General features: G+C 29.5%; 23 protein-coding genes. 10 read left to right on the forward strand and 13 right to left on the reverse strand.

Annotation, left to right across the window (positions count from 1 at the left end):
* Window positions 1-26: 26 nt before the first annotated feature.
* The 4 genes from TL18_RS08185 to TL18_RS08200 form a co-directional block, all read right to left on the reverse strand.
* Complete coding sequence (locus TL18_RS08185) at window positions 27-1,436, reverse strand: phage terminase large subunit (protein ID WP_067044086.1); 1,410 nt, start codon at window positions 1,434-1,436, stop codon at window positions 27-29.
* Window positions 1,426-2,238: a hypothetical protein gene (locus TL18_RS08190; RefSeq protein ID WP_067044089.1), complete on the reverse strand. Its 813-nt coding sequence runs from the start codon at window positions 2,236-2,238 to the stop codon at window positions 1,426-1,428. The genes TL18_RS08185 and TL18_RS08190 overlap by 11 nt, the downstream gene beginning before the upstream one ends.
* A gap of 13 nt (window positions 2,239-2,251) precedes the next feature.
* On the reverse strand, window positions 2,252-2,500 hold the full coding sequence (locus tag TL18_RS08195; protein ID WP_067044092.1) for a hypothetical protein: 249 nt from the start codon (window positions 2,498-2,500) through the stop codon (window positions 2,252-2,254).
* Window positions 2,501-2,634: 134 nt separating this feature from the next.
* The gene (locus TL18_RS08200; RefSeq protein ID WP_067044095.1) at window positions 2,635-2,832 is read right to left on the reverse strand and encodes a hypothetical protein; all 198 of its coding nucleotides are present in this window, start codon (window positions 2,830-2,832) and stop codon (window positions 2,635-2,637) included.
* A gap of 383 nt (window positions 2,833-3,215) precedes the next feature.
* On the opposite strand from TL18_RS08200, the gene TL18_RS08205 reads away from it, so the two are divergent.
* On the forward strand, window positions 3,216-3,752 hold the full coding sequence (locus TL18_RS08205; protein WP_067044098.1) for a hypothetical protein: 537 nt from the start codon (window positions 3,216-3,218) through the stop codon (window positions 3,750-3,752).
* Between the two features lie 6 nt (window positions 3,753-3,758).
* Here TL18_RS08205 and TL18_RS08210 read toward each other — a convergent pair whose 3' ends face one another.
* The gene (locus tag TL18_RS08210) at window positions 3,759-4,973 is read right to left on the reverse strand and encodes a tetratricopeptide repeat protein (RefSeq protein ID WP_067044101.1); all 1,215 of its coding nucleotides are present in this window, start codon (window positions 4,971-4,973) and stop codon (window positions 3,759-3,761) included.
* 273 nt (window positions 4,974-5,246) lie between these two features.
* On the opposite strand from TL18_RS08210, the gene TL18_RS11030 reads away from it, so the two are divergent.
* On the forward strand, window positions 5,247-5,405 hold the full coding sequence (locus tag TL18_RS11030) for a hypothetical protein (RefSeq protein ID WP_156064650.1): 159 nt from the start codon (window positions 5,247-5,249) through the stop codon (window positions 5,403-5,405).
* A 48-nt stretch (window positions 5,406-5,453) separates the two neighbouring features.
* On the opposite strand, the gene TL18_RS11225 is transcribed toward TL18_RS11030, so the two are convergent.
* From TL18_RS11225 to TL18_RS08225, 3 genes are all read right to left on the reverse strand, one after another.
* Complete coding sequence (locus TL18_RS11225) at window positions 5,454-6,266, reverse strand: pseudomurein-binding repeat-containing protein (RefSeq protein ID WP_231483600.1); 813 nt, start codon at window positions 6,264-6,266, stop codon at window positions 5,454-5,456.
* 119 nt (window positions 6,267-6,385) lie between these two features.
* Window positions 6,386-6,931 (reverse strand): hypothetical protein, encoded by a 546-nt coding sequence (locus tag TL18_RS08220; protein WP_067044104.1) that lies wholly within the window; start codon window positions 6,929-6,931, stop codon window positions 6,386-6,388.
* A 431-nt stretch (window positions 6,932-7,362) separates the two neighbouring features.
* Window positions 7,363-7,761 carry a hypothetical protein gene (locus TL18_RS08225; RefSeq protein WP_067044107.1) on the reverse strand — a complete coding sequence of 133 codons (399 nt, stop codon included), beginning with the start codon at window positions 7,759-7,761 and terminating at the stop codon, window positions 7,363-7,365.
* Window positions 7,762-7,880: 119 nt separating this feature from the next.
* Between TL18_RS08225 and TL18_RS08230 the strand changes: the two genes are divergently transcribed.
* A complete protein-coding gene (locus tag TL18_RS08230) occupies window positions 7,881-9,344 on the forward strand; it encodes a zinc ribbon domain-containing protein (protein ID WP_067044110.1) in 1,464 nt (487 codons plus the stop codon).
* Between the two features lie 236 nt (window positions 9,345-9,580).
* Here the strand turns inward: TL18_RS08230 and TL18_RS08235 are convergent, their stop codons facing one another.
* From TL18_RS08235 to TL18_RS11235, 3 genes are read right to left on the reverse strand one after another with little or no spacing between them, the layout of a single operon-like run.
* Window positions 9,581-10,507, reverse strand: coding sequence for a hypothetical protein (locus TL18_RS08235; RefSeq protein WP_231483601.1), 927 nt, complete (start codon window positions 10,505-10,507; stop codon window positions 9,581-9,583).
* 14 nt (window positions 10,508-10,521) lie between these two features.
* The gene (locus TL18_RS11230; protein ID WP_231483602.1) at window positions 10,522-11,460 is read right to left on the reverse strand and encodes a hypothetical protein; all 939 of its coding nucleotides are present in this window, start codon (window positions 11,458-11,460) and stop codon (window positions 10,522-10,524) included.
* An 11-nt stretch (window positions 11,461-11,471) separates the two neighbouring features.
* On the reverse strand, window positions 11,472-11,966 hold the full coding sequence (locus TL18_RS11235) for a hypothetical protein (RefSeq protein WP_231483603.1): 495 nt from the start codon (window positions 11,964-11,966) through the stop codon (window positions 11,472-11,474).
* Between the two features lie 218 nt (window positions 11,967-12,184).
* On the opposite strand from TL18_RS11235, the gene TL18_RS08270 reads away from it, so the two are divergent.
* Together TL18_RS08270 and TL18_RS08275 are read left to right on the forward strand one after the other, a co-directional pair.
* Window positions 12,185-14,047 (forward strand): site-specific DNA-methyltransferase, encoded by a 1,863-nt coding sequence (locus tag TL18_RS08270; protein ID WP_067044113.1) that lies wholly within the window; start codon window positions 12,185-12,187, stop codon window positions 14,045-14,047.
* A gap of 4 nt (window positions 14,048-14,051) precedes the next feature.
* Window positions 14,052-16,928, forward strand: coding sequence for a DEAD/DEAH box helicase family protein (locus TL18_RS08275; protein ID WP_067044116.1), 2,877 nt, complete (start codon window positions 14,052-14,054; stop codon window positions 16,926-16,928).
* Window positions 16,929-16,992: 64 nt separating this feature from the next.
* Here TL18_RS08275 and TL18_RS08280 read toward each other — a convergent pair whose 3' ends face one another.
* Window positions 16,993-17,391 (reverse strand): hypothetical protein, encoded by a 399-nt coding sequence (locus tag TL18_RS08280; RefSeq protein ID WP_067044119.1) that lies wholly within the window; start codon window positions 17,389-17,391, stop codon window positions 16,993-16,995.
* Between the two features lie 262 nt (window positions 17,392-17,653).
* Here TL18_RS08280 and TL18_RS08285 point away from each other — a divergent pair, with 262 nt between their 5' ends.
* The 5 genes from TL18_RS08285 to TL18_RS08305 all read left to right on the forward strand — a co-directional run bounded on the left by TL18_RS08285 (window position 17,654) and on the right by TL18_RS08305 (window position 21,158).
* The gene (locus TL18_RS08285) at window positions 17,654-18,064 is read left to right on the forward strand and encodes a hypothetical protein (RefSeq protein WP_067044122.1); all 411 of its coding nucleotides are present in this window, start codon (window positions 17,654-17,656) and stop codon (window positions 18,062-18,064) included.
* Between the two features lie 209 nt (window positions 18,065-18,273).
* Window positions 18,274-18,534: a hypothetical protein gene (locus TL18_RS08290; protein WP_067044125.1), complete on the forward strand. Its 261-nt coding sequence runs from the start codon at window positions 18,274-18,276 to the stop codon at window positions 18,532-18,534.
* Between the two features lie 236 nt (window positions 18,535-18,770).
* Window positions 18,771-19,037, forward strand: a complete 267-nt coding sequence (locus TL18_RS08295) for a MarR family transcriptional regulator (RefSeq protein WP_067044129.1) — start codon at window positions 18,771-18,773, stop codon at window positions 19,035-19,037.
* A gap of 5 nt (window positions 19,038-19,042) precedes the next feature.
* Window positions 19,043-20,182, forward strand: a complete 1,140-nt coding sequence (locus TL18_RS08300) for a DNA adenine methylase (RefSeq protein ID WP_067044132.1) — start codon at window positions 19,043-19,045, stop codon at window positions 20,180-20,182.
* Between the two features lie 4 nt (window positions 20,183-20,186).
* Window positions 20,187-21,158: a Dam family site-specific DNA-(adenine-N6)-methyltransferase gene (locus TL18_RS08305; protein ID WP_067044135.1), complete on the forward strand. Its 972-nt coding sequence runs from the start codon at window positions 20,187-20,189 to the stop codon at window positions 21,156-21,158.
* Here TL18_RS08305 and TL18_RS08310 read toward each other — a convergent pair.
* Window positions 21,132-22,535 carry a hypothetical protein gene (locus TL18_RS08310; RefSeq protein ID WP_067044138.1) on the reverse strand — a complete coding sequence of 468 codons (1,404 nt, stop codon included), beginning with the start codon at window positions 22,533-22,535 and terminating at the stop codon, window positions 21,132-21,134. The genes TL18_RS08305 and TL18_RS08310 overlap by 27 nt on opposite strands.
* Between the last annotated feature and the right edge of the window lie 30 nt (window positions 22,536-22,565).

The raw sequence follows: 22,565 nt of genomic DNA on the forward strand, positions 1-22,565 counted from the left end.
TTTCATAAATTCTTTGGGTTTGAATGTCATGTGGAATACCACCTATCAACATTAACTCTTTGAGTTTGAACTTCAGAAACTATTTTTTCATATCCTCCTGTAAACGCTACCACACAATCATCATGAATAGCTTCATTAGGATAAGCTGTAATTTTTTCTAAAAATTCCATCGCCCACTTTTTCGTAAACCCTGTCCTATCCTTTCCAACCAGGAAAATTCCATTCTTTTGAATATCGGCCGAAACTCTTCTTGCCCTATCAATTTTATTTTCTCTTGAGTTACCAGCACCTGTAGTGAACCCTCTTCGGTTTAACTCATCAATTATCAGTAATCCAAAGTTTTTACCCGTACTTCCATCGAGTTCAATATATTGCACATCTGACTTGTCACGTGCTGCAGTATTGAGAATTTCATTGATCAAATTTCGTGACTCAAGCTGAAATTCATATGAATCTAAGATGTAAATATTTCCAGATAGATCTTTAGCTAGCAATACTCCCGCAGTATAATCTGGGTCACTTCCTCTCAGTTTATCATCATTCAGCACTTCAGTTGCAGCAAGATCCCAATACCTAATAATTCTTATGATTGGTATTTTCATGTATTCATCATGAGAGATTATGTGGAAGTCTGATTCATCAAATAGCTGACCTTTAACTGAAGCATACCAGTTACCGTTCATTAACTGTTCTCTTGTGACTCTATCCAATCCCATTAAGTATTCTTCATAGTCTTTTCTATCCAAATAGATATTATCCAAATAGCTGGAACTGATGAATCTTATTTGTGATTTGTCCTGAATGTCAGTGTCTATTTTTTCTATGAATCTTTCACGTACCCATTTGTTTCCACGCTTACCAGGATTACTAGAGCACATTAACTGTGTAGGAAGTTTATTGTCCTTAGTTTTCCTTACCCTTGACCTCATATAGATATATTTGAATCTTTCAAGTTGTGTTAGCTCATCAATTCCAATGAATTGATATTCTGAACCTTGATATGTATCCAAGTCATTAATGTTACGTAAATATCCAAATGTTAATGAATTACCGTTTGGAAATGTCCATGAATGTTCTGTTCCATCCCACTTTGGCCTAATAGCTGGGTCTCTTTGAATCTCTTTTCTGTTAAGCCATTGACTAGCTTTGTGAATTAAAGCTCCTTTACGCTTCAAGTCAGATAATGTACGTCTCAAGATTAACGCATGGTATTCATTGGCATCATCCTGAACATAGAACAATGCTCTCATTAACAGACTTGTTGATTTGGAACCTCCTGCAGCACCCCCAATCAAGACTTCTTTTTCTGTGGCCAGTATCATCTCAGCCTGCTTTGGAAATGGATTGAATGGTATGTATGGATTTTCATATACGCATTTCTGAAGAATAGCTTTATCTCTAGCATCTAAATAGAATTCATCATTTTCATTGTACATTGTTATCATCAATTTGTTTAGCAAGGATTTCTATTTCATTCATGATGTCCTTCTGTGAGATTTCAATTTTTTTATCCTCTAACTCTAACACACGGTTTTTGAATAGTCTGTCCATTTCATCTTTGAATAATCTGTTTTTAGCTTCAAATGCTTTGACTGACAATTCCAGATATCTGATTTTTAATTCTGTAAGATCAATTAAGTATCTGGCCAAACTTTTTTCATTGGCATTATGTCTTACTTCCTGATCCAGTTTTGCAAAGTCAATTTCAATACCTACAGCATTTTTGGTAATCTTGTCAAGATTGTCAAGTCCTGTTTTGATGTCAGTGACTTGTTGCTGAAGTATTGTATCAATAGCTAAATCAATATTGTCCTGATGAACGTTATTGTCAGTAATTTGTCTTTGAGTAATAGCTCTGTCCGTTAATGCTTCCTTGTTTTTTGCTCTTGGGTCTTTTTCATTATCTGTTAGATGATATTTCTTTTTGAATCTGGAGAATGTTGCCCTACTTACTTCAAAGTTGTGTTCATCGTCCAACCACCTTCTGACGCTTTCATCAGTAGCCCCTTGAGTTTTCATTACTTGGATTTCATCCAGAAGTGTTTCCAGGAAATCCACTTTAGTTAGTTTTAATCCTGCTTTGAATCTTCTAAAGGTAGTTTCCGGAACTTCAAAATCATATTTTGTTTTTAACATTTCTATGATTTCCTTGTTGCTCATTGCCTTCTTGCAGCAGTTTATTATTTCCCGTTCGTGCTGTTCTAAAAAGAAAATGACATCTGAATTTCCTCTCCCCATGGTGACGGTTCTCCTATAAATCTTTTAATTCTTTTTCAAGCTCTTGTTTTCTAGCTTCAATTAATCTGTACTCTGTTTGTTTCATAATCTTTTGATAATTAGGATTGTTATGTATTAGTGTTATTGTTTCCTGTGCATCACCGATGGCTATTAGCATGGCTCCAAGTTCGTATGCATCTTTGTGTGTAAAACTAGATTCTTCTACTATTTTTTTGAGTGTTATTTCAACTCTTGCACTGATGTTGGTTTTTTCTGGTAACATAATAAATAATATATTATGTATTATATATAAAATTTTATTATAAAAAAAATATAAAAGTAATAATAAATATTACTTTTGCTTATGAAAAATAGTTTTCTTTTAAGAGTTATATACGTGAGATTTATTTTTTGAAGTTATTCATCATCGCCCATTTCATCAAGTTCCTTTTGCAAGTCATGGATTTGCATTTCTTTGTAGAATCTTTCGAACTTGCCTACTTCAATAAGATAAGATGAAACTTCAAGAGCATCTCTAAAGGTATAATTGGACTCTTTGATAATTTGCTTTTTATCTTCATCCATGTAGGATGATGTATTATTTATATTGGCCATAGCTATTACAACCTGTATATAATAATTAATATAATATTTTATTATTTCAATTATATAAAATTATCACTATTAAATTCATAGAAAAATTATTAATTTTTCATTACCATAACCACCCATAGAATAATGAATACTGTAGTCCATAAAATTAATAGCTACTTTTTTCTTTTAATTAAATGTGATGCTATTAACATTAACGAACGCCATATTGGAAATTAAATCTGATTTTAGACTGCGATATATATGCGAGAGTTTAAAAAAGTAAATTTCGAATAGTTAAATGTTAATATTAGATAGATTGTTTTATTAACAAATTATATATCATTGCCAAGTCATAATTAATAGATAAGTGTATAAAATTATAAAGACAATTTCAGGAGTATTCTATGTCAAAATTAAATAAACTCGCAAAAGCATTAATTAAAGCTAGTGCAGGCAGTAAAAAACCAAATAATAACATTAATAACTCAAATATCCATCATAATCAATTTAGTTCTAAAAACTATATTGAAAGAGGAGGAATTTCATTAAATTATCCTGAGGGTTATTTAATTGCAAATATACCTCCTAATGCTCCTGATTGTGTTGTTGCACTTGCTAAAGATGATGGTTTATGTGACATAATGATTGAAGTTACACATTACAGTAGAATTAATTATCAAAAAGATATTTTTGAAAGAACATATGCAGAGTATATTAGAGGATTAGGTTTTTACGCTGTGAAATATATTGATGGTTTTGGACCAAAAAAAGTGTGTCTACAGGCATTAAATAATTCGCCGATGGGGATAATTAAATCAACAATATATTTTGATTTTAATTTAAAAAAAGATATTCGAATAACTTTAAATACATTAAAACAAGTAGATTATGATTGTATTAATGATTTAAAAGTTATTGCGAATAGTATTCAATGTTATTAATTAATTTTACATTTGTGTTAGTTGAATATATAATTCTGGATCAATAGACCTTGCTATATTCCTACATTGTTCCGCTTGAACATGGTCACCTATAAGGTCATAGTTCTTACCCATCCAATACCATGCGAACATATTATTCTCATCAATAGATAAAACTTGCTCAAAAGTCATTATTGCCATTTGACAATTACCCATTCTTCCATAGATAAATGCTTTATCATTTAATAGTTCTATATCATATGGATTTATACTGCTTGCTTTTTCGAAATAAGTTAATGCAGCATTATGATAGTTATCTTGTTCAACAGAACCATCTTCAGCAGCAAAACATAATTCCATAGAACATTTTCCTTTCATTTTCCAAGCATCAAAATCATTTGGATTTATTGCTAATGCTTTATCATAGCATTCAATAGCATTTTCATATTCTTCTTTGTCAATATAAACATTTCCTTTAGTTATTAACATGTCTAAAGTATATTCTGGTTTAATTTCCATTACCTTATCCAAACATTTTATTGATTCGTCGTAATCCTTTAAAATAAAACACATATAAGATTTTTTTGTCCATAATTCATCATCATTAGGATTTGACTCTATTCCTTTTTCATAAAAATACAATGCGGTTTCATATTCTTCATCTAATTGATAATCATTAGCTATACGTTTTATTGTTTCAGCATCATTATTCTCTATTTCAAGCAGTTTACAAAAATGTTCTTTTGATTCTTCTATATTTCCTAAACCTTGATCTCCCCAACCTAATAATTTATATGCTTGTGGATTTTTTGAATCTATATTCCTTATTGCCTCACCACATTTTTTAGCTTCATTATAATTTTTTAAAGCCATGAATGAAAGTCCTCTGTTATACCAATAATCAATATTTTCAGGTTCAAAAACAAATAGTTCATCAGTAGTTTTAATAATCTTTTCATTGTCTTCCATTATCACTGCTGTTGAAAATTTAAACTCCAACATTTCTTTATCATTTGTAATTGTTGTATATTTGTCTAAATATTCATATGTCTCTCTATAATTGTTCATGCATGAATATTCCAGAGCAATACTTTTTAACAATTCCGGGTCATCTGGATCGATTTCTAAAGCTTTTTTATACTCTTGTATTGCTTTAAAATGATTTCCACTATTAGAACTAGACAATGCTTTTTTAATAAATTTTAGTTTTTTTTCTTCAGGACTTTTACTAAATAATCCCATAATAACACCCTTGTAATTAGTATTTAAATATTTGATTATAATCTGTATTAAACATATGTGAATTGTTCTTATTTTAATTTAATACATTAGACATTAACATTAACGCCAACGGTTTCATGAATCAATCTTGCTTTACCCTGCGATATATATGCAAGGAGTTCAGAAAGTTAGTTTTTAATAACTAACCCTCGACATCAAAATAAAAATGAATTAACACAGAAATAACATACTATTATACATATTTTAATATTAGTTTAGATATAACAATTATGTATGTCAGAGTTGAATATTGAAGTTTTAAAAGAAATTGTTGAAAAATTACCTAATGATTTTATAGTTGAATTTAAAGATAGAAACGGTTCTACTGTTACTGTATCTGATGATATTAATGTTAAAATATCTGAAAAGAAATTAGTATTGAGAACATACTAAAATATTTGTTAATTTTTAAATAAAAAAGAAAAAGAGTTAACATTAACGTTAACTACTATACAAATCTGTGAATATCCAGGATGGATCATAAGCTATAAGATATCCATCTTCACACCAAATTGATCTAACATTTCCTGAAGTTGTATCTGCTACTGCTGCAGGATCACGATTAATCCAATTACCTCCAGTATGTTTTTTATGCTTTAATCTTAATCTGATATGGCCTGTTCCACTTACCCGGCATTTAACGTGGACAAATTGTACATCATATCCTAATGATTTAGCTATTCTATAATAGACTTGTCCCCAGTCTACACAATTGGAACCTTTTCCGGCTTTGGCATCATTGATTGTTTTCTTGTCTGTTTTTTGTGAATCAAAGTATTTACTATATAATTTCTTCTTTGCTATAATAGCTAATGCTTCATCTATTGTATTTCCTTTGAAGTTAAATACATTGATAAACAACTTCATTGTGGAATCTTTGTAATCTGGAAGTTTGGACATCCTGTATACAATAGCTGGAAGTCTTTTATTTGCTCTAATGTAGGCTTCTGTCCTTATGGCCATATCTACATATTCAGCTTTATCAATTTGTTCTCCGTTCTTTAATGTTACATAGTTTGGAAGGAAATCTAATGACTTGTTATCTTTGATTAAGGCCATTGTATACATTGATACCAGTTTATCGTTTCCTAATTTCTTTGCTTTCTTTTCTATATCGTTACAACTACCTTTTAATGTTAATATTTGGTAATGGTCACGTTTCTTATATTTCTTTTTGTTTTGGAGTAGCCAGTATGCTATGGAATTCATAGCTTGGCAGAAGTTTGTCCAACTAATAGATTTATTATCTGACATATTATATTATTTATATAAACAAGATAATAAATTTGTTGGAATGTATGGTGAAAGATAAAGAATCTGCAGAGTATAATGAAAATAGTGGTGGAAAAACACTACAGAAACTTTTATAATATCTATTCTTTATCTTCCACGGATTCTAGTATTTCATTCATCAATTTAACAGTGTCAATATTATTTTCAGCACCCACTTCATATTCAATAATAGAGCCAACTATTTTATCCAGTGATCTGTCTTGAATAGCGGATACGACTCTTAATTTTTTGTGAGTTTCAAAATCTACTTTAACATTAATTCTTTTTCTTGGATTTCCTTTATCCAAAAGCTTATCGTTGATATCATAAGCGGTATTGTCAATGTCTACTCGTTTTAGCCACCCATATATTTTTTCGGAATTATCAAATGACATTTTAACATATTTAACAATGTCCAAATCAGATATTTTATCACCTATGATTGCTGTAGCTACTTTTTCTATAGTAGTGTCTTTTGATGCAGCTATTACCTTTAATGCCCTATGAGTATTCGGGAATATCTTGACTGTTATTTGCTTTTTAGGAAGCTCCCCCATTTCATCAAGGAAATCTTCACGCACTTGTCTCATTTTGTTTTCACGTTCCACTTGCTTTTGAATTAACTCATCAAATTTATCATCTGTCATTTTAATACCTCCTTCTTAACTAATTATGTAATTACATTTTATATGTACTTACATATAGTATGTTTTTATAAGTATATAAACATTATCATTGAATTAAAAATATGCCGTCCAACTCTCTTGGACATGTTGCGACGAACGAAGTGAGTCGCAATAGGTATATAGGGAGAAAATAAGTTGTAGTTTCGTTTATTTCTACATTAATATTAACAATTGCATCTCCGTTAATGAAATTATAATATTTTAAAAGTTGGTGGATTCTATGTTTCAGGTTAAATAATTTTAAAGTCCAATCAATAGCTATTAATTTAATGAACTCACATTAACATTAACGGAAGGGTTTTCACAATTCAATTCTGATTTTAAACTGTGATATATATGAAATAGTTTTTAAAAATAGGTTTTTAATAGCTAATGGTTACCGTTAATGTCAGTTAATATTTATCAATGTCTCTGTTGTGAATCCACTCACGGTGTTTTCCAATAGCTACACTAACAATAACATCAATGAGATCCACTTCATCAGTCTGTTTGAAATAATAATAAGCTGGCCCTTCCAACATTTGTCTTAAATCATAGAATGGCCTAGGTTTAACCGCATTAGGATTCATCAATCCGTAATTCTTTAATATCTTTATATTATCTGTTTCGTATTTCTCCAGCTTAGCTTTCTGAACTTTACTTGCTACTGTCTTTTCTTTTTTGTCAAATATCATAGCTATCTGTGATGAATCAATTAATACGCTGGATTCAATTAACAGCAGGTTTATTTCTTTACCTTTGACTGTTATTGTTGTTACATATGAATTTTCATTATCTAGAAATAATTTCATTTTATAGCCTCATTTATATATTATAGCTACTTTGTTAAATATTTTTTTTAAAATCATGGTGTTATGCAATAACAAAAGTTTTATGAATTGTATGTAATATATGTTAATTAGGTGACAGTATGGAAAAACAGATTGACTTGAGAAAACTTGTTAAAAGGATAAATAATACTTATATCCACTTTAATGTAGGATTTAATAATGATGGATCTACATGGCCAATAACTGATAATTTATATTATATTAAAGAAGCATTGAATAAATATTGTAAATCATATTTTCAACTTGGATTTTTTGTCTATAATGCTGATTCTGATGAACCCTGTTTTATATTTGATGATCCGAGTTTTATCAAAGGAATTGTAGGTAGAAACCCAAATGCAACTCCGCCAACATCAGTTGCATCACAAAATTTGAATGATGAATATTATGACAGATATAAAGGTTATATGGGAGGATATGGAATTTATCTTGATAAGGATTTAAATGTAGACTATGCATATACATTAAAAACTCAAACATCTGACGATAGGATTTATTTAACACATCATGATTTTAAAGATGCAATTGATGGAGATATAATTAAAGAACATATATTTTCATTAATAGATAATGCAGATATTCGAACAAGTAGTGTAAGCGAAGGATATGATAAAGAAGTGAGTTTGACAAAATTAGTTGATCTTAAAACTGAGATATTATGTTTCGTAAATGACAAATGTTTTGATATCAGACAAGAAAAGGAAATTTTAAAGGAATTAAATAAAGAAAGAACTCCTTATTGGAGGCGAATTTATAGCATTTTAAATATGGTTTTGAATAATGGAGGAAAATTATATTTTGAATTAGAAGAAGATGAAGGTATTTTTGTTATTAGAAAGAATCCTGATAAAGATGTTTCACAAGTTGGAATATACTCTCCTGAGGACGGAGAAGTTTTACTTGATAAAGAAAGTGATGAAGACATTTACATTAATACTCTTGAATTCAAACCAAAATATACCAGTATGGATGATGTCAATCTAGAACTTAAAGATAAAAAAATAAACTTAGATAGCACTATGGCTCGTGTGAGTATGCCTGATTTTTACGCTGGACCCACTGTTGAGAGTGAATATGATGGTATATACATACACACTGTATATGCACATAAAGGGTCTGTTGGCGGTGCGATTTATGAATATGAAATCGATGACGATGACTTTGTAACTGTTGGAATACAATCTGGTTTAGGGGATTATAATTTAAGATTAAGTCCACAATGTTACACTGGAGATGAAGCTGGAGATTATGGAATTGAGGTTGATGATGATGGTACAGTTTACTTATGTGAAAATACGGGAGGTATGTTTGGAGGAGTAAGGAGAATACGTGATTTATCAGAACCTCTAAATGCTTTTGTTGTTGAAATTTTGATGAATACAATTGTTTTTGAAGATCCTTTATTGGATGAAGGTGTGATGTATTGTCCAGATTGTGGAGAAGATTATCATAATGGTGAAGAATCATGTCCTGATTGTGGAACAGAATTAGTCACAAAATTCGAAATGGACATGTTAGAATACAAAAATTTTATGATTTATTAATTAGTTTATTAAAAGAGTATAGGAATTATTATAACATATAAAAATAGTTTGAAGCTGGGAGAGGGTCAAAATCCCAGCTTGCCAAGGAATTTTGAGTTAAAAACTCTTAGCAGAAGATGTTAGTGAAGAAAAGCAATTAAAACTCCACTAATCATAGTCCTTTGAGATTTTATATTCTTTTATCCCTACACGCACCTCCTACGAAAGGGCAATATTTAGGAGATTAAATATGGTTTTTATGCTCTGAAATTACCTTTGATGATTCTGTTAGGCGCATTCATTAACACCCCCACACTTGAAAGTATGAATAGCTTTGTATACATTGGCAATTCATCACGAATATCCTTTCTCATGAATTCAATCAAGGGATAGAAATCATACATCTCACCATCAGGACCTAAAGGTGCAACGGTTGTCCCAGTAGTTCTGGAGTATAATAATTTCATTCCAGGATTGATATAATCCATACCGATGTAGGTTTTGTCACCCATTTCAGAACCTCCATCACATACAGCAGTTCCAAGGATATCAATGTTGTCTACTCCATAATAGCTTTGGATTAATTCTACCGGTTCGACTTTTCTGTTGCTTGAGAATATGTCTGATTTCAAGGTTGTTAATGATTTGTAGCTTACTGCCATACTGTTTAAGTTAGCATAACTACCTGCTGACTCTTTGAATTTCTCTTGGGCTTTCAAGATAGTCATACCAGTATCATCACCACTTTCAAAGTTGTAGGTAGCTACTTTAGATGAATTCATAATCATGTCAATAGCTGCCTTTTCAATACTCCTACCTATAAGAATTCCTACGTCTTGTAACATGTCATTAACGCTTATTAAATTGGAATCAAGCATTTGGGCTGAAACGTTCAATACTCCACCTATAGTGTCGATACTGATAGTTTCACTGATTGGTTTTCTGACGTTTAATTCCTGAAGTGTTGCGCCAGGAGCAATATCTTTAGCCTCTCCAAGTACACCACTTTGAATAGCTTCTTCTATATTGACTCTTTGAGACATGTAAGTGTAATATTGTGAGTTCTCTTGAATTTCTTGCTTTGGGAGCAATCTGGTGAATTTCATCCATTTAGCAGAAGTATCAGCAACAATTTGTGCCATTACTTCATTTTGTACTTTTGCATCATTTCCTTTGGTTAACATTTAACATTTCCTCCTTATGGTCTGCAAGTACCTTTCAAAGCAAGTCCAGGTTTATTTAATAATATTCCCACTTTACTTTGTATAAATAATTTGGTATATTGAGGTAACTCATCATAGATGTCTTTACGCATGATTTCAATAATAGGATAAAAGTCTGCAATGTTCTCATCACTTGTAATAGGTGCAACAGTAGTTCCAGAGGATTTGGAATACAATACTGTTAATGGAGCATTTCTAAGATCAAAACCAATATATTGTTTTTCACCTATTAATGATCCACCGTCAGCTTGTGTAGTTCCTAAAAGATCAATGTTATCAATACCGTAGTATTCTTTAATGTCTTCAACAGGTCGAACTAACTTGTTAGAACTGTATGCTAATTGTTTAACGTATGATAATGTTTTGTAAGACTCTGCCATTATTGTTAAATCAGCACCAGCCCCTGCGTTGCCTTTGAATGCTTCTTGTGCTTTAATGACAAAGTTACCGAAAGCATCCATAGTATCATCAGTTTGAGTAGTATTATATTGCGGAACATTTGGAGAGCTAATTATTGTATCGTAAATGTTATATTCAATACGATTTGCAATAACGGTAGCTACATCACCTAATAAATCTTCAAATGAAACAATATCAGAATCAAACACGTCTTTATTAACATTAAGGACACCACCAACAGTATCAATACTGATAGTGTCTGTTACTGGTTTTCTAATGTTTAATTCTTGCAGGGATGCACCTGGAGCAATGTCTTTGGCCTCGCCGAGCAATCCTTTTTTGATAGCTTCATCAAGATTGATGTTTTGTCTGAAATATGTGTAGTAATCGGAGTTCTCTTTGATTTCTTGTTTAGGAAACAATCTAGCTAACTTCAATCTTTTTGCGGTTTCATCAGTAATGGTTTGAGCTATTACCTCGTTTTGCACTTTAGTATTATTTCCTTTTGTAATCATTAATTATCACCTTAAGTTGAACCTGTGGTTCCAATATCGTATGGCCTGAATACTTCAATGTATTTGTAATCATCTGAGCTTGTTACTGGATGCATTGCAATATATTCCCCATCATCGGATTTGATAGCTCCAGTAGATGTTAAAGCTATTCTATCATTAACAGCAATGTTGGATAATCCACTAGCTAATTTTAATCTGAATAAATGACCTAATACAAGAATAGCTGTTTTTCTTTTTCCACCAGTCATTGTAACTGGATCGTTAACTGCAATACCTAAAATAATTTCACCTTCTCCTCCGGAGAATTTTTTAACGGTAGGTTTTCCGATGTCTGAGTTTGCAGATAATGTAACTGCATCGTCAACTTTAATTTTAGTTCCTGCATATTCATAACCAGGAGTTTCCCCAGTCGGGGTTGTTACGGTGGTTGCAGTGATTGTACCTTCATCTAGAAGGAAAGTTGTGACTTCTTTTCTTTCTTCAAGTAAAACAATTGAATCTGGCATAAATGTCCTCCACTTAATTTATTATATAATTTATTATTTATAATATATAAATATTTATATATAATAGCTACTTTTTTAAAAATTTAATAACAACAATATTCCCTAACTTAAAAATTTCATCATTAAATTACAATTCAAATAAAAATAAACATAAATAGTGCATAACTTATAAATAGTAATATATTAAGAAAATTTACTTCTAAACTAAGGGTGATAGAATGGCAAATTCTTTAATTGAAGAACTACCGAAGATTATTAAAAAAGGTAGAAAAGAAGCAAATAAAATATTAGAAGGATTGTCCGATGATAGTAGATTAACTTTACAAACTAATGAGTTAGTGTTGCCATCAAAAGACCAAAGTGGATATTTTAAAGAAGAAATAAAAGAAATTAATGAAGACCAATGGTTTAATAAATTAATTTATGGAGATAACTTATTAGCCATGCAAGCATTACTAGCAGGCGATGAAACAACTCCTTCAATGCGAGGAAAAGTAGACTTGATTTATATAGACCCACCCTATGACTCCAAAGCGGATTATAGGACAAAAGTACAACTCCCAAATACAGAAATTGAACAAAAACCAACTGTTATTGAGCAATTTGCATATAAAGATACATGGAAAAATGGAACTGCTAGTTATTTGGAAATGATTTATCCTAGATTATTATTAATGAAAGAATTATTAAGTCCAACTGGTTCCCTCATGGTTCATGTTGATTGGCACGTTTCACATTATGTTAAATTACTATTAGATGATATATTTGGTAAAGATCATTTTAAAAATGAAATTATATGGGGGTATGGCGGAGGAGGAGCTCCTAAATCCCATTATCCAAGAAAGCACGATAATATTTTATGGTATGTTAATGGAGATAAATGGACTTTTAATAAACAATATAGACCTTATTCTGAAAAAACATTACAAAGAGGATTAACTGCAGTTAAAGGTGATTCTTATTCACTTAGTGACGAAGGAGCAGGTCTAGATGATTGGTGGACAGATAGCAGCGTTCAAAAAATTTTAAGCCCCACTGCATATGAAAATCTTAAATATGCTACACAAAAACCCGAAAGTTTATTGAAAAGAATCATACTAGGACATAGTAATGAAGGAGATATAATCGCTGATTTTTTCATGGGAACTGGGACTACTGGTGCTGTTGCTGAAAAAAATAATAGAAGATGGATTATGTCTGATTTAGGCAAACCTGCAACAATGATTACTCGTAAAAGATTGATTGACCAAGAAGCAAATCCATTCCTATACCAATCTATTGGTGATTATCAAAAAGAGCAATATGAACAATCAGAATTTAGAACTATACGTGATTTATCACATGTAGTTATGAGTTTATATGGTGCTTTACCATTTAATGATAATGAATCTCGAACTAATTTAGGTTATATTAAAGATAAGAAAACATTAGTCCTTGTTGATTCACCATCTAAATTAACTGGTTATAATACTCTCATTAAAGCTCAAAAATTAAGAAATACTTATCAAGGTGGATGGGATAATGTTGTTGTTTTAGGGTGGAATTTTGTTCAAAACATCGGCCAAATAATATCTGATTTGAATGATAAAAAATTAAATGTTTTAGTCATTCCTCCTGATTTATTAGAACAATTAAAAACTAAAACAAAAGCCAAACAGTTAATTAAAACTGGTAATTTGAGATTTTCATCATTACAATATCTAACTGTTAAAGAACCAGTAGTTGAACATTATAATGATGAATTAGAAATATTAACTGTTGAATTAGATAATTATGTGTTGTTGTCCCCTGAAGCATTACCTTTAGATGATTCAAATAAAAAGAAACTATCAGAAATAATAGGTAATGATCCATTAGCATTAATTGAATATTGGAGTATTGATCCGGATTATGATGGAAAAGTATTTAGGAGCAAATGGCAAGATTACCGTGAAAATACAGCTAATGATAATGATCCTTATAGAGTTATTAGACGTGCAAGAATTAATGTTCCTAAAATAAATGCAAAAAGGACAATATGTGTAAAAGCTGTTGATGTGTTTGGATTTGAAAGTGCCACTACAATTAGAATAGGAGAGTAATTCAATGGCTAAAAAATCAAAAGGAACAGGAAGAACACCTTTAAAAATGGCAAAGTCATTAAGTGAAGAGGTTAATGAAGCTTGGAAAAATGGTACTTTTTATGAAAAAGTATCACCTGTAACACAAGATTTATTAAGATATTGGTTTTTCCCCACATTCTGTGATATTAGAGATATTAATTTTCATGAAGGGCAAAAACAAGCTATTTTAAATGTTATTTATCTTCATGAAGTGTTATGTGTTAAAAATGTAAAAGATTTATATTTTAGCACTGATGAAGAATTACTTCAAGAACTAGATTTAGATGAATTAGGGGACGATAAATACCAACATCCCATGTATGCAGTGAAAATGGCAACTGGAACTGGTAAAACTTGGGTAATGCATGCATTATTGATTTGGCAATATTTAAATGCAAGTGATTATTTGAATGAAGGAAATTTTTCTAAAAACTTTTTACTCGTAGCACCAGGATTAATTGTTTATAATAGATTATTGGATGCATTTCTCGGTAAAGAAAATGAAAATGGGATTCGAGAATTTGAAACATCTGATTTTAAAAGATTTCAAGAGTTATTCATACCTGAAGCATATAGAAACAAAATATTTGGTTTTTTACAATCTTCCGTTCTTAAAAAAGAAGAAATATCTAGCAAAGTCACTGGCGATGGAATGATAGCTATAACCAATTGGCATTTGTTTTTAAGAGATGAAAAAGATGATATAATAGTTGATAATCCCTTAGAAAATCCCACACAAGTTATACAAAATGTATTACCTGTTTCCCCTGGGAAAACTAGTGGAAATGACTTAACTGTATTGGACAATAATTTTATTAAAGGTGGAGAATTAGAATACTTGTCTGCATTAGATAATCTAGTTGTTTTTAATGATGAAGCACATCATATTTATAATTCTAAAAAAGAAAAAGAAAAACAATGGCAAAGAAGTTTAAAAAGAATTTCTAAGTCTAAAGGTCAAAAATTCATTCAAATTGATTTTACTGCAACTCCTTACAAAACAAATCGTGGAACACAACATTACTTCCCACATGTTATTGTAGATTTTGATTTAAAAACAGCAATTCATAATGGTTTAGTTAAGATGATTGCAATTGATAAACGTGAAGAAGTTGCAACTATAAAAGAATTAGACTTCAAAGCTGAAAGAGATGCTAATAAAAAAGTAATAGGACTTTCAAATGGTCAAAGATTGATGCTTAGAGCAGGATATACAAAATTGAAAATATTAGAAAATGAATTTGTTGGGTTTGATAAAGACAAATATCCTAAAATGTTAGTTGTCTGTGAAGACACTAATGTAGCCCCCTTTGTTACCCAATTCTTTATAAATGAAGGATTAAAAGAGGAAGATATTCTTGAAATACATTCTAATAAACAAGGAGAAGTTTCAGAAGATGAATGGGAAAGAATAAAACAAAGATTATTCAATATAGATAGTTACCAAACACCAAAAATAATAATATCTGTTTTGATGCTTAAAGAAGGTTTTGATGTGAACAACATTTGTGTTATTGTACCTTTGAGATCAACTGAGTCAGACATTTTACTTGAACAAACTATTGGCAGAGGTTTAAGATTAATGTGGAGAGGTAGAGAATATGAAGACATCAAAGCTGAAAGTAGGCATAAACTTTTAAAGGAACATAGAGAACCTGATAATTACTTGGATTTATTAAGTATTGTTGAACATCCAAGATTTATAGAATATTATGATAAATTAGAAGGACTTGTTGTTCAAGATACTGGAAGAGAGGGTAAACCAAGAGTATTAGGGGACATGATTACTGTTGGCCTAAGAGAAAATTATGAAGAGTATGACTTTAATTGGCCAATAATCATCCAAGAAAGTGAAGAAATCTTAACTAATGATAAATTATCACTAAACAATCTAGAACCATATGATGTGCCCCTATCTGAACTGCAAATTATTAAAGGTGAAGGTGGAGAGAAATTTAAATCACAAGAGATTACCGTAAGAACAAAATTTGGACAATATAGGGTTAGTGCTGATATTTTTACTGTAGAAAATTATAATGAATTTTTATCTAAAATAATATCTAATGTTACTTCCATGTTCCAGAATATTGGTAAGAAAAACAAAGCTTTTCCTATGTTGCAAATAAACCAAGCAGAATTAATGGGATTGATTGATAATTACATTAGAAATAAATTATTTAATGAACCTTTTAATCCAATGGAAAATGAAAACTGGCGTATTTTATTGATGTCTGAAAACAGTATAATTAGTCACATCATAAAACAAATTAGTAAATGTATCCAAGAGATTCATCAAAATGTTGATGTTACAAAAGCTATTGTGCAAGAGATTAAATTTTCTAGTGTTGATGAACTTCGTATGCGAGAAAATTATTCTATAGATGTTACTAAGTGTATTTATAAAAGATTATCCTTCCCTTCACACGGTGGCGGATTAGAAAAAGCTTTCATTGAAACACTTGATATTGACGGTGAAGTTGAAGCTTTTACAAAGATTAATGAATATTACCATACTTTTGCAACTTTTACATATATTCGAGACGATGGCCTACTTGCAAGATATTATCCAGATTTCATTGTAAAAATTGGGGACGTGATTTATATTGTTGAAACCAAAGCAGATAAAGATAAAAATTCGCCAAATGTTCAAAGGAAGAGAATAGCTACACTGGATATGATAGAAAAAATTAATTTATTATCACCAGAAAATCGTATGTATTCTGAATGGAAATATGTTCTGTTAGGTGAAAACACTTTCTACACCCATAGCATTAATGGAGCTTCCGTTAAAGAAATTCTTGAATATACAATTGTAACTGAGCAAAAAGCAAAAGGATATTCAACATTAGATAATTTTTAAAATGAATAAATAATTTTTATTCATTTATTTTTATTTTTTCAGAGTTATATCTATTAATTCATCATTACCAATTTTCAGCATCAATAATAGATTGTTCCGCTTCACCACTTTCAATCATTTTAATAGCCATATCAAAATTAATTTTAATATCACTCATTAACCTTAATTCAGAACCCCAAGTTTCATTTTCATGTTCTCTTGTGATTCCCCAGACACTAGCGTCCAGTTCACCTTCAATTAACTCTTCTTTGATTAAATCTTCATAGATTGAAAAATATTTTGCTTGAATCTCTTCACGTAATTTAATCAATGTTTCATAATCATTAATTAAATCTTCAACCTGAATTCTATGATATTTGAATCTTGCATGATCATACAATAACTTCATTTGTCTGAAACTGTCAATCACTTCTTTTTCATCAACATCAAGTTCATCATATGTTCTTATTTTTTCGCTAGTCATAATAATCACTAGTTAATAGTTGATTAAAGAGACATAAAAGCTTTTTGATATAAATCTGAGGCATTATTGCTTTCAACTTGTAATTTTATGATTTTATAACAATATTGCATTTAACATGAACACAAATAATAACCATTATAACCTATTACACCAAAACCTATAATTAATATCACTCTTAGCTTACTTTAAAGTTGAGAGGAACAATATATAACATGAGATTAATTCGCAATTAAATATTATATCAAAGACTCGAGGTATTCTAATGTCAAAAAAGATTAATATATATGAAACAATCGATAATGTAATGCGTGAATGTCCTTATGACAGTGATGACGCTGTTGTAGGTCTAGGTAGAAAGGACAAAGATGGATTTATTGATTGTTATGAACTTTTTTACGAAAACGAAACAGATGACGATGAGGACGATGATTACATATTTGAAAAGAGAATTGAAGAAGCTTTAAATGATAATGGATTATATCTTGCTATTGCTTTTGGTGAAGATGGATTAGGTGATTATGGCATTACTATCGATAAAGATTTCAATATGCATTTTGCAAAAAGACATTTTGGTAGTTTTTCATCAGGCCAATATTGTGAAATAGCATTTGAAGAATTAGATGCTGAAGAATTAATTCTCAATTATTTATCAACAATTAAATATAATGATTAAATAATCCTGAATTAATCATATAACAAAGAGCATAACTTCTTTCCCATAAATATGATTATTATTTCTTTCAACCTTATTTTAAACAAAACTTAAAGAGGTTTGGTACTATTAGTGCAGAATCAAATATAAGATATATTGAAGATGATAATAGACTTTGTGTATTTTATGTTATTCATAAATTAGATAAAGATATTTATTTTAGAGGCATGATGGAAGCAACAGATTTTTATGAAGGTGTTGAAAATCCAATTCATTATCAGCACGAAAATGGCGAATGGAAACATGAACTCCCACCAAACCCTTATGAAAAAAATACAACTAACTACAAAAGATACCAAGAGTTAATTGAAAACTTTAATACTGAAGGGGACTTTAAAGACTGGTTATACATGGCTGATGATGAAGAACCTGAAATTGAAGAATTTGAGAATTATATTCTTGAAATGGAGAGCATATATTATGGAGATTAATACAAAATTGATAACTAGCATAATCATATAATAGTTTCATTTTCTGAATCCTCTACTTTTTTTAATTTTAATTTCATAAGTTTAATACATCATTTCTAGCTTAAAATAATATTTGGACCACATCGAAATCTTGTTCTCATTAAGAAAATATTAATGTCTTCATAATAATAATGTATTAAAAACATAGTAATTATATACTATGAATTATATAATAATGTATTATAAAAATATTAGACATGAAAAAAGAAATTATTGGAAAAGTCGCATATATTAAATCTTCAAAAAACAGATATAAAGTATTAGAAACATTATATGATGATTTTAAACTTCCTTCTGAAATATCTAAAGAAACAGATATACGATTAAATCACGTCAGTGCTTTATTAAAAGATTTAAAAGAAAATGATTTTGTTTTATGTCTAAATGAAGATGATGCAAAAGGTAGAATGTACGTTATAACTGAAACTGGAAAAGAAGTTATAAACATTTTACGTAAGGATTAGATATAATGAGATTCATAGGTAATAAAACTGCGCTGTTAGAGAACATTGAAGATTTTATCAATGAGAATATACCTTATTATGAGGATATGGTTTTTTGTGATATCTTCTCAGGAACCGCATCAGTAGCAAGGTATTTTAAAAAAGATTATCAAATAATTTCCAATGATTTATTATTCTTTTCATATGTTTTACAAAGAGCAACAATTGACAATAATAGCTTTCCTACATTCGATAATCTTAAAAATGAACTTAATTTAAATAATTATGACGATATTATTAATTATCTAGAAAATACTCCTACGGACATTCTTCAAAAAGAACATAATATCAAAGATGAGGAATTATTCATTTATAACAATTACACTCCATCATCTGATAATTGTGATAGAATGTATTTCAAACCTGAAACTGGAAAACGAATTGATTTAATCAGAATATTGTTAAATAAATGGTTTGAAAATAAAATTATTACTGAAGACGAATATTATTATTTATTAGCAGTATTAATTGAAACCGTTCCTTATTATTCCAATATTGCCGGAGTTTATGGAGCTTATCTGAAAACATGGGATAAACGAACATATAATCCCTTTAAAATACAAAATCTAAACATTTTAGATAACAAGAGAGATAATAAATCTTATAACCTAAATGCTCATGATTTAATAAGAGAAATTAAAGGAGATATCCTATATCTTGATCCTCCATATAATACAAGACAATATCCTCCAAACTACCATGTTTTAGAAACCATTGCTAAATATGATTATCCTGAAATTAAGGGTGTTTCTGGAATGCGAAATTATAAAGATCAAATTTCAATGTTCTGCCGTAAAAGAAACGTGTATGATGCTCTAGATGACATAATTGAAAATGCTGACTTCCAATACATTATAATGAGTTATAGTACTGATGGAATATTAACTATTGAAGAAATAGAAGAAATATTCAGAAAGCATGGTAAATCAGAAACCTATAAATTAGCTAAACCTATTGAGTACCGTAAATTTAAAAGTCAGAAAAAACAATTAAAAAAAGATTTGCATGAATTATTGTTTTTTGTAGAAAAAGATGTTGAAAATCCTAGAATTAATGATAAGAATAAATTTAGGCGTAAAAAAGATATTCAAACTACTTTAGGGTGAAATTATGAAAACCGTTCAATCATCATTTGATTTAGAAAATAATTCTTTAAAAAAACCTAAAAATAAATTAACTCCAATTGGAGATGTGAAATTCAAACAGAAGGATTTCTTAAAATGTCCTTTTAATTATATTGGTGGAAAACATAAAATACTTCCACAATTATTCACAGCATTTCCTACAAACAATGATATTTTCCTAGACATGTTTGGAGGAGGATTTAATGTTGGAATAAATAGTGATGCTTCTAAAATCATCTACAATGATCAGCTAACTCCTTTAGTTGACTTATTTAAATATCTTCAAGACAATTCATGTGATGACATTATAAATTATATTGAAACTACAATTAAAGATAATAATATCAGAAAAGATGAAAAAGAGGGTTTCCTTAAATTTAGAGACAAATATAATCAATCTGAAGAAAAATTCCCTCTAGATTTATATGTATTAATTTCATTCTCATTTAATTATCAGTTTAGATTCAATAATAGTGGAGAATACAATAATCCTCATGGAACTAATCGTAGCGCATTTACTAAAAACATGAAAGACAGATTAATACAGTACATTAACGTAATTCATGAAAAAGACATCTGTTTTTTAAATAAAGATTTTACAAAACTAGATTATTCTATTTTAACAGAAAACAGTTTTGTTTATTGTGATCCGCCTTATTTAATAACAACAGGTTCATACAATGACGGGAACAGAGGATTTAAAAACTGGACAATTAAAGAGGAAAAAAATTTATTAAAAGTATTGTCCCAACTGGACAATAATGGAATTAATTTTGCATTATCCAATGTTACAGTACACGATGGAAAACAAAATGAATTGTTATTAGATTGGATTGAAGTAAATGAGTTTACTGCATTAGATATCAATTCTGATTATAGTAATTCAAATTATCATAAAAAAAATAGAGAAAAAGAAAAAAATACAGAAGTATTAGTGATTAATTACCCTTTTGAATAGGTCGACTAACCATTTCGGAGCATTATCATTTAAAAGATAAGTTCCATTTTTATTTAAATGGAATAATACTTTTGGATTTAATCCATTTTGATAAATGTTTTCTCCGAATGTGCTAACCCATCTAGTAATTGAATAGCTTGGATAATACTTCTTAATAAATTCATCTTCTATTGATTCAAAGTGTTTAATCTCTTCTAAACCTTGATTTAATGTGCCGGATTGTTTTCCTTCAATCAATAATATTTCTTTATTTTCATCATTCTTTAAAATTAAATCTGGTAAATAAAGATTAACTCCATTTTTATCTTTTTTAGGTAATGCAATAGCTTTTCTATCAGGTGTATAGAAGTATCCTCTTTCACAACCTGCATGATTCTCATATATTGCTTCAGTGCGAGGAGCGTCAGTAATTCCAATTAAATGGAGTAAGATTGTTCCATTCTTTTCGGAATTTCTTTCATAATGCCAATATTGTTTTAAGCTTACTTTATTTTTACTTAAATTGATTCCTTCAAGTTGAAGGTCTAAAATTGATGCAATATTAAAGAATTTATTTGATCTTGCTCTATCAACATAATCCTGTTTAACTCCATGATCAGTAATAATAATATCTTTATTCCAACCCAAACATCTCAATGTTTTACTAATAGCAGTTAATGCTCCAATATTTGGGTCATGCCCAATATTTCCAGCATCTGCTGGTTTTGACAATCGTCCAGATATTTTAATTGAATCATTTGTTTTAGTTATGAGAATTGGAACATTACCTTTTGGAGGGCGACGCATACCATTTTTATAATTAATTAATTCGTCGATGCTATTGAATTTATTAAAATGTTTTAATGATTTACCTATAATTTCAACATTTTGTGTTAATAACATATTTGTTCCAAAAACACTTGTGTCAGAAGGTATTTTTTCATCATCACGTTCCGCAATATTGTATAACATGATTTTTGGAGTGTTAGGATAAAAATAATCTGCATAAACAAATTTACTCATTCTCTGATAAACTCCAGTATTCCTAGATTCTTTATCACTAGTTTTTGTTTCTTCTATAAGTAACTTCAAATTATTACCATCATTTTCATTATTAACAGAACATTCTTTTGGTGCTGAAGATTGTTCAAAAACTAAAAAATCTACAAAGCTTGAATTACCTGAAGCTATTTTTAAGATAACTTTATCAATACCTCCAATTTCAACATTTTCAATTAAATATTCCTCATTAAAAACACTTCCAGAGTTAATATTTGGAATTATTTTTAATTGACCCTTTTTTAGTTGTTTACCAAATTTATTAGAATAAATTTCTAGGATTCTGATTAATACATTTGGTTTTGCCCTTTCTTCTGTAAGTATGTACAAATTAGTCATACTATTAATTCTTTTAAAAATAATCAAAAT

The sequence above is a fragment of the Methanobrevibacter sp. YE315 genome (assembly GCF_001548675.1).
Taxonomy (GTDB): Archaea; Methanobacteriota; Methanobacteria; order Methanobacteriales; family Methanobacteriaceae; genus Methanocatella.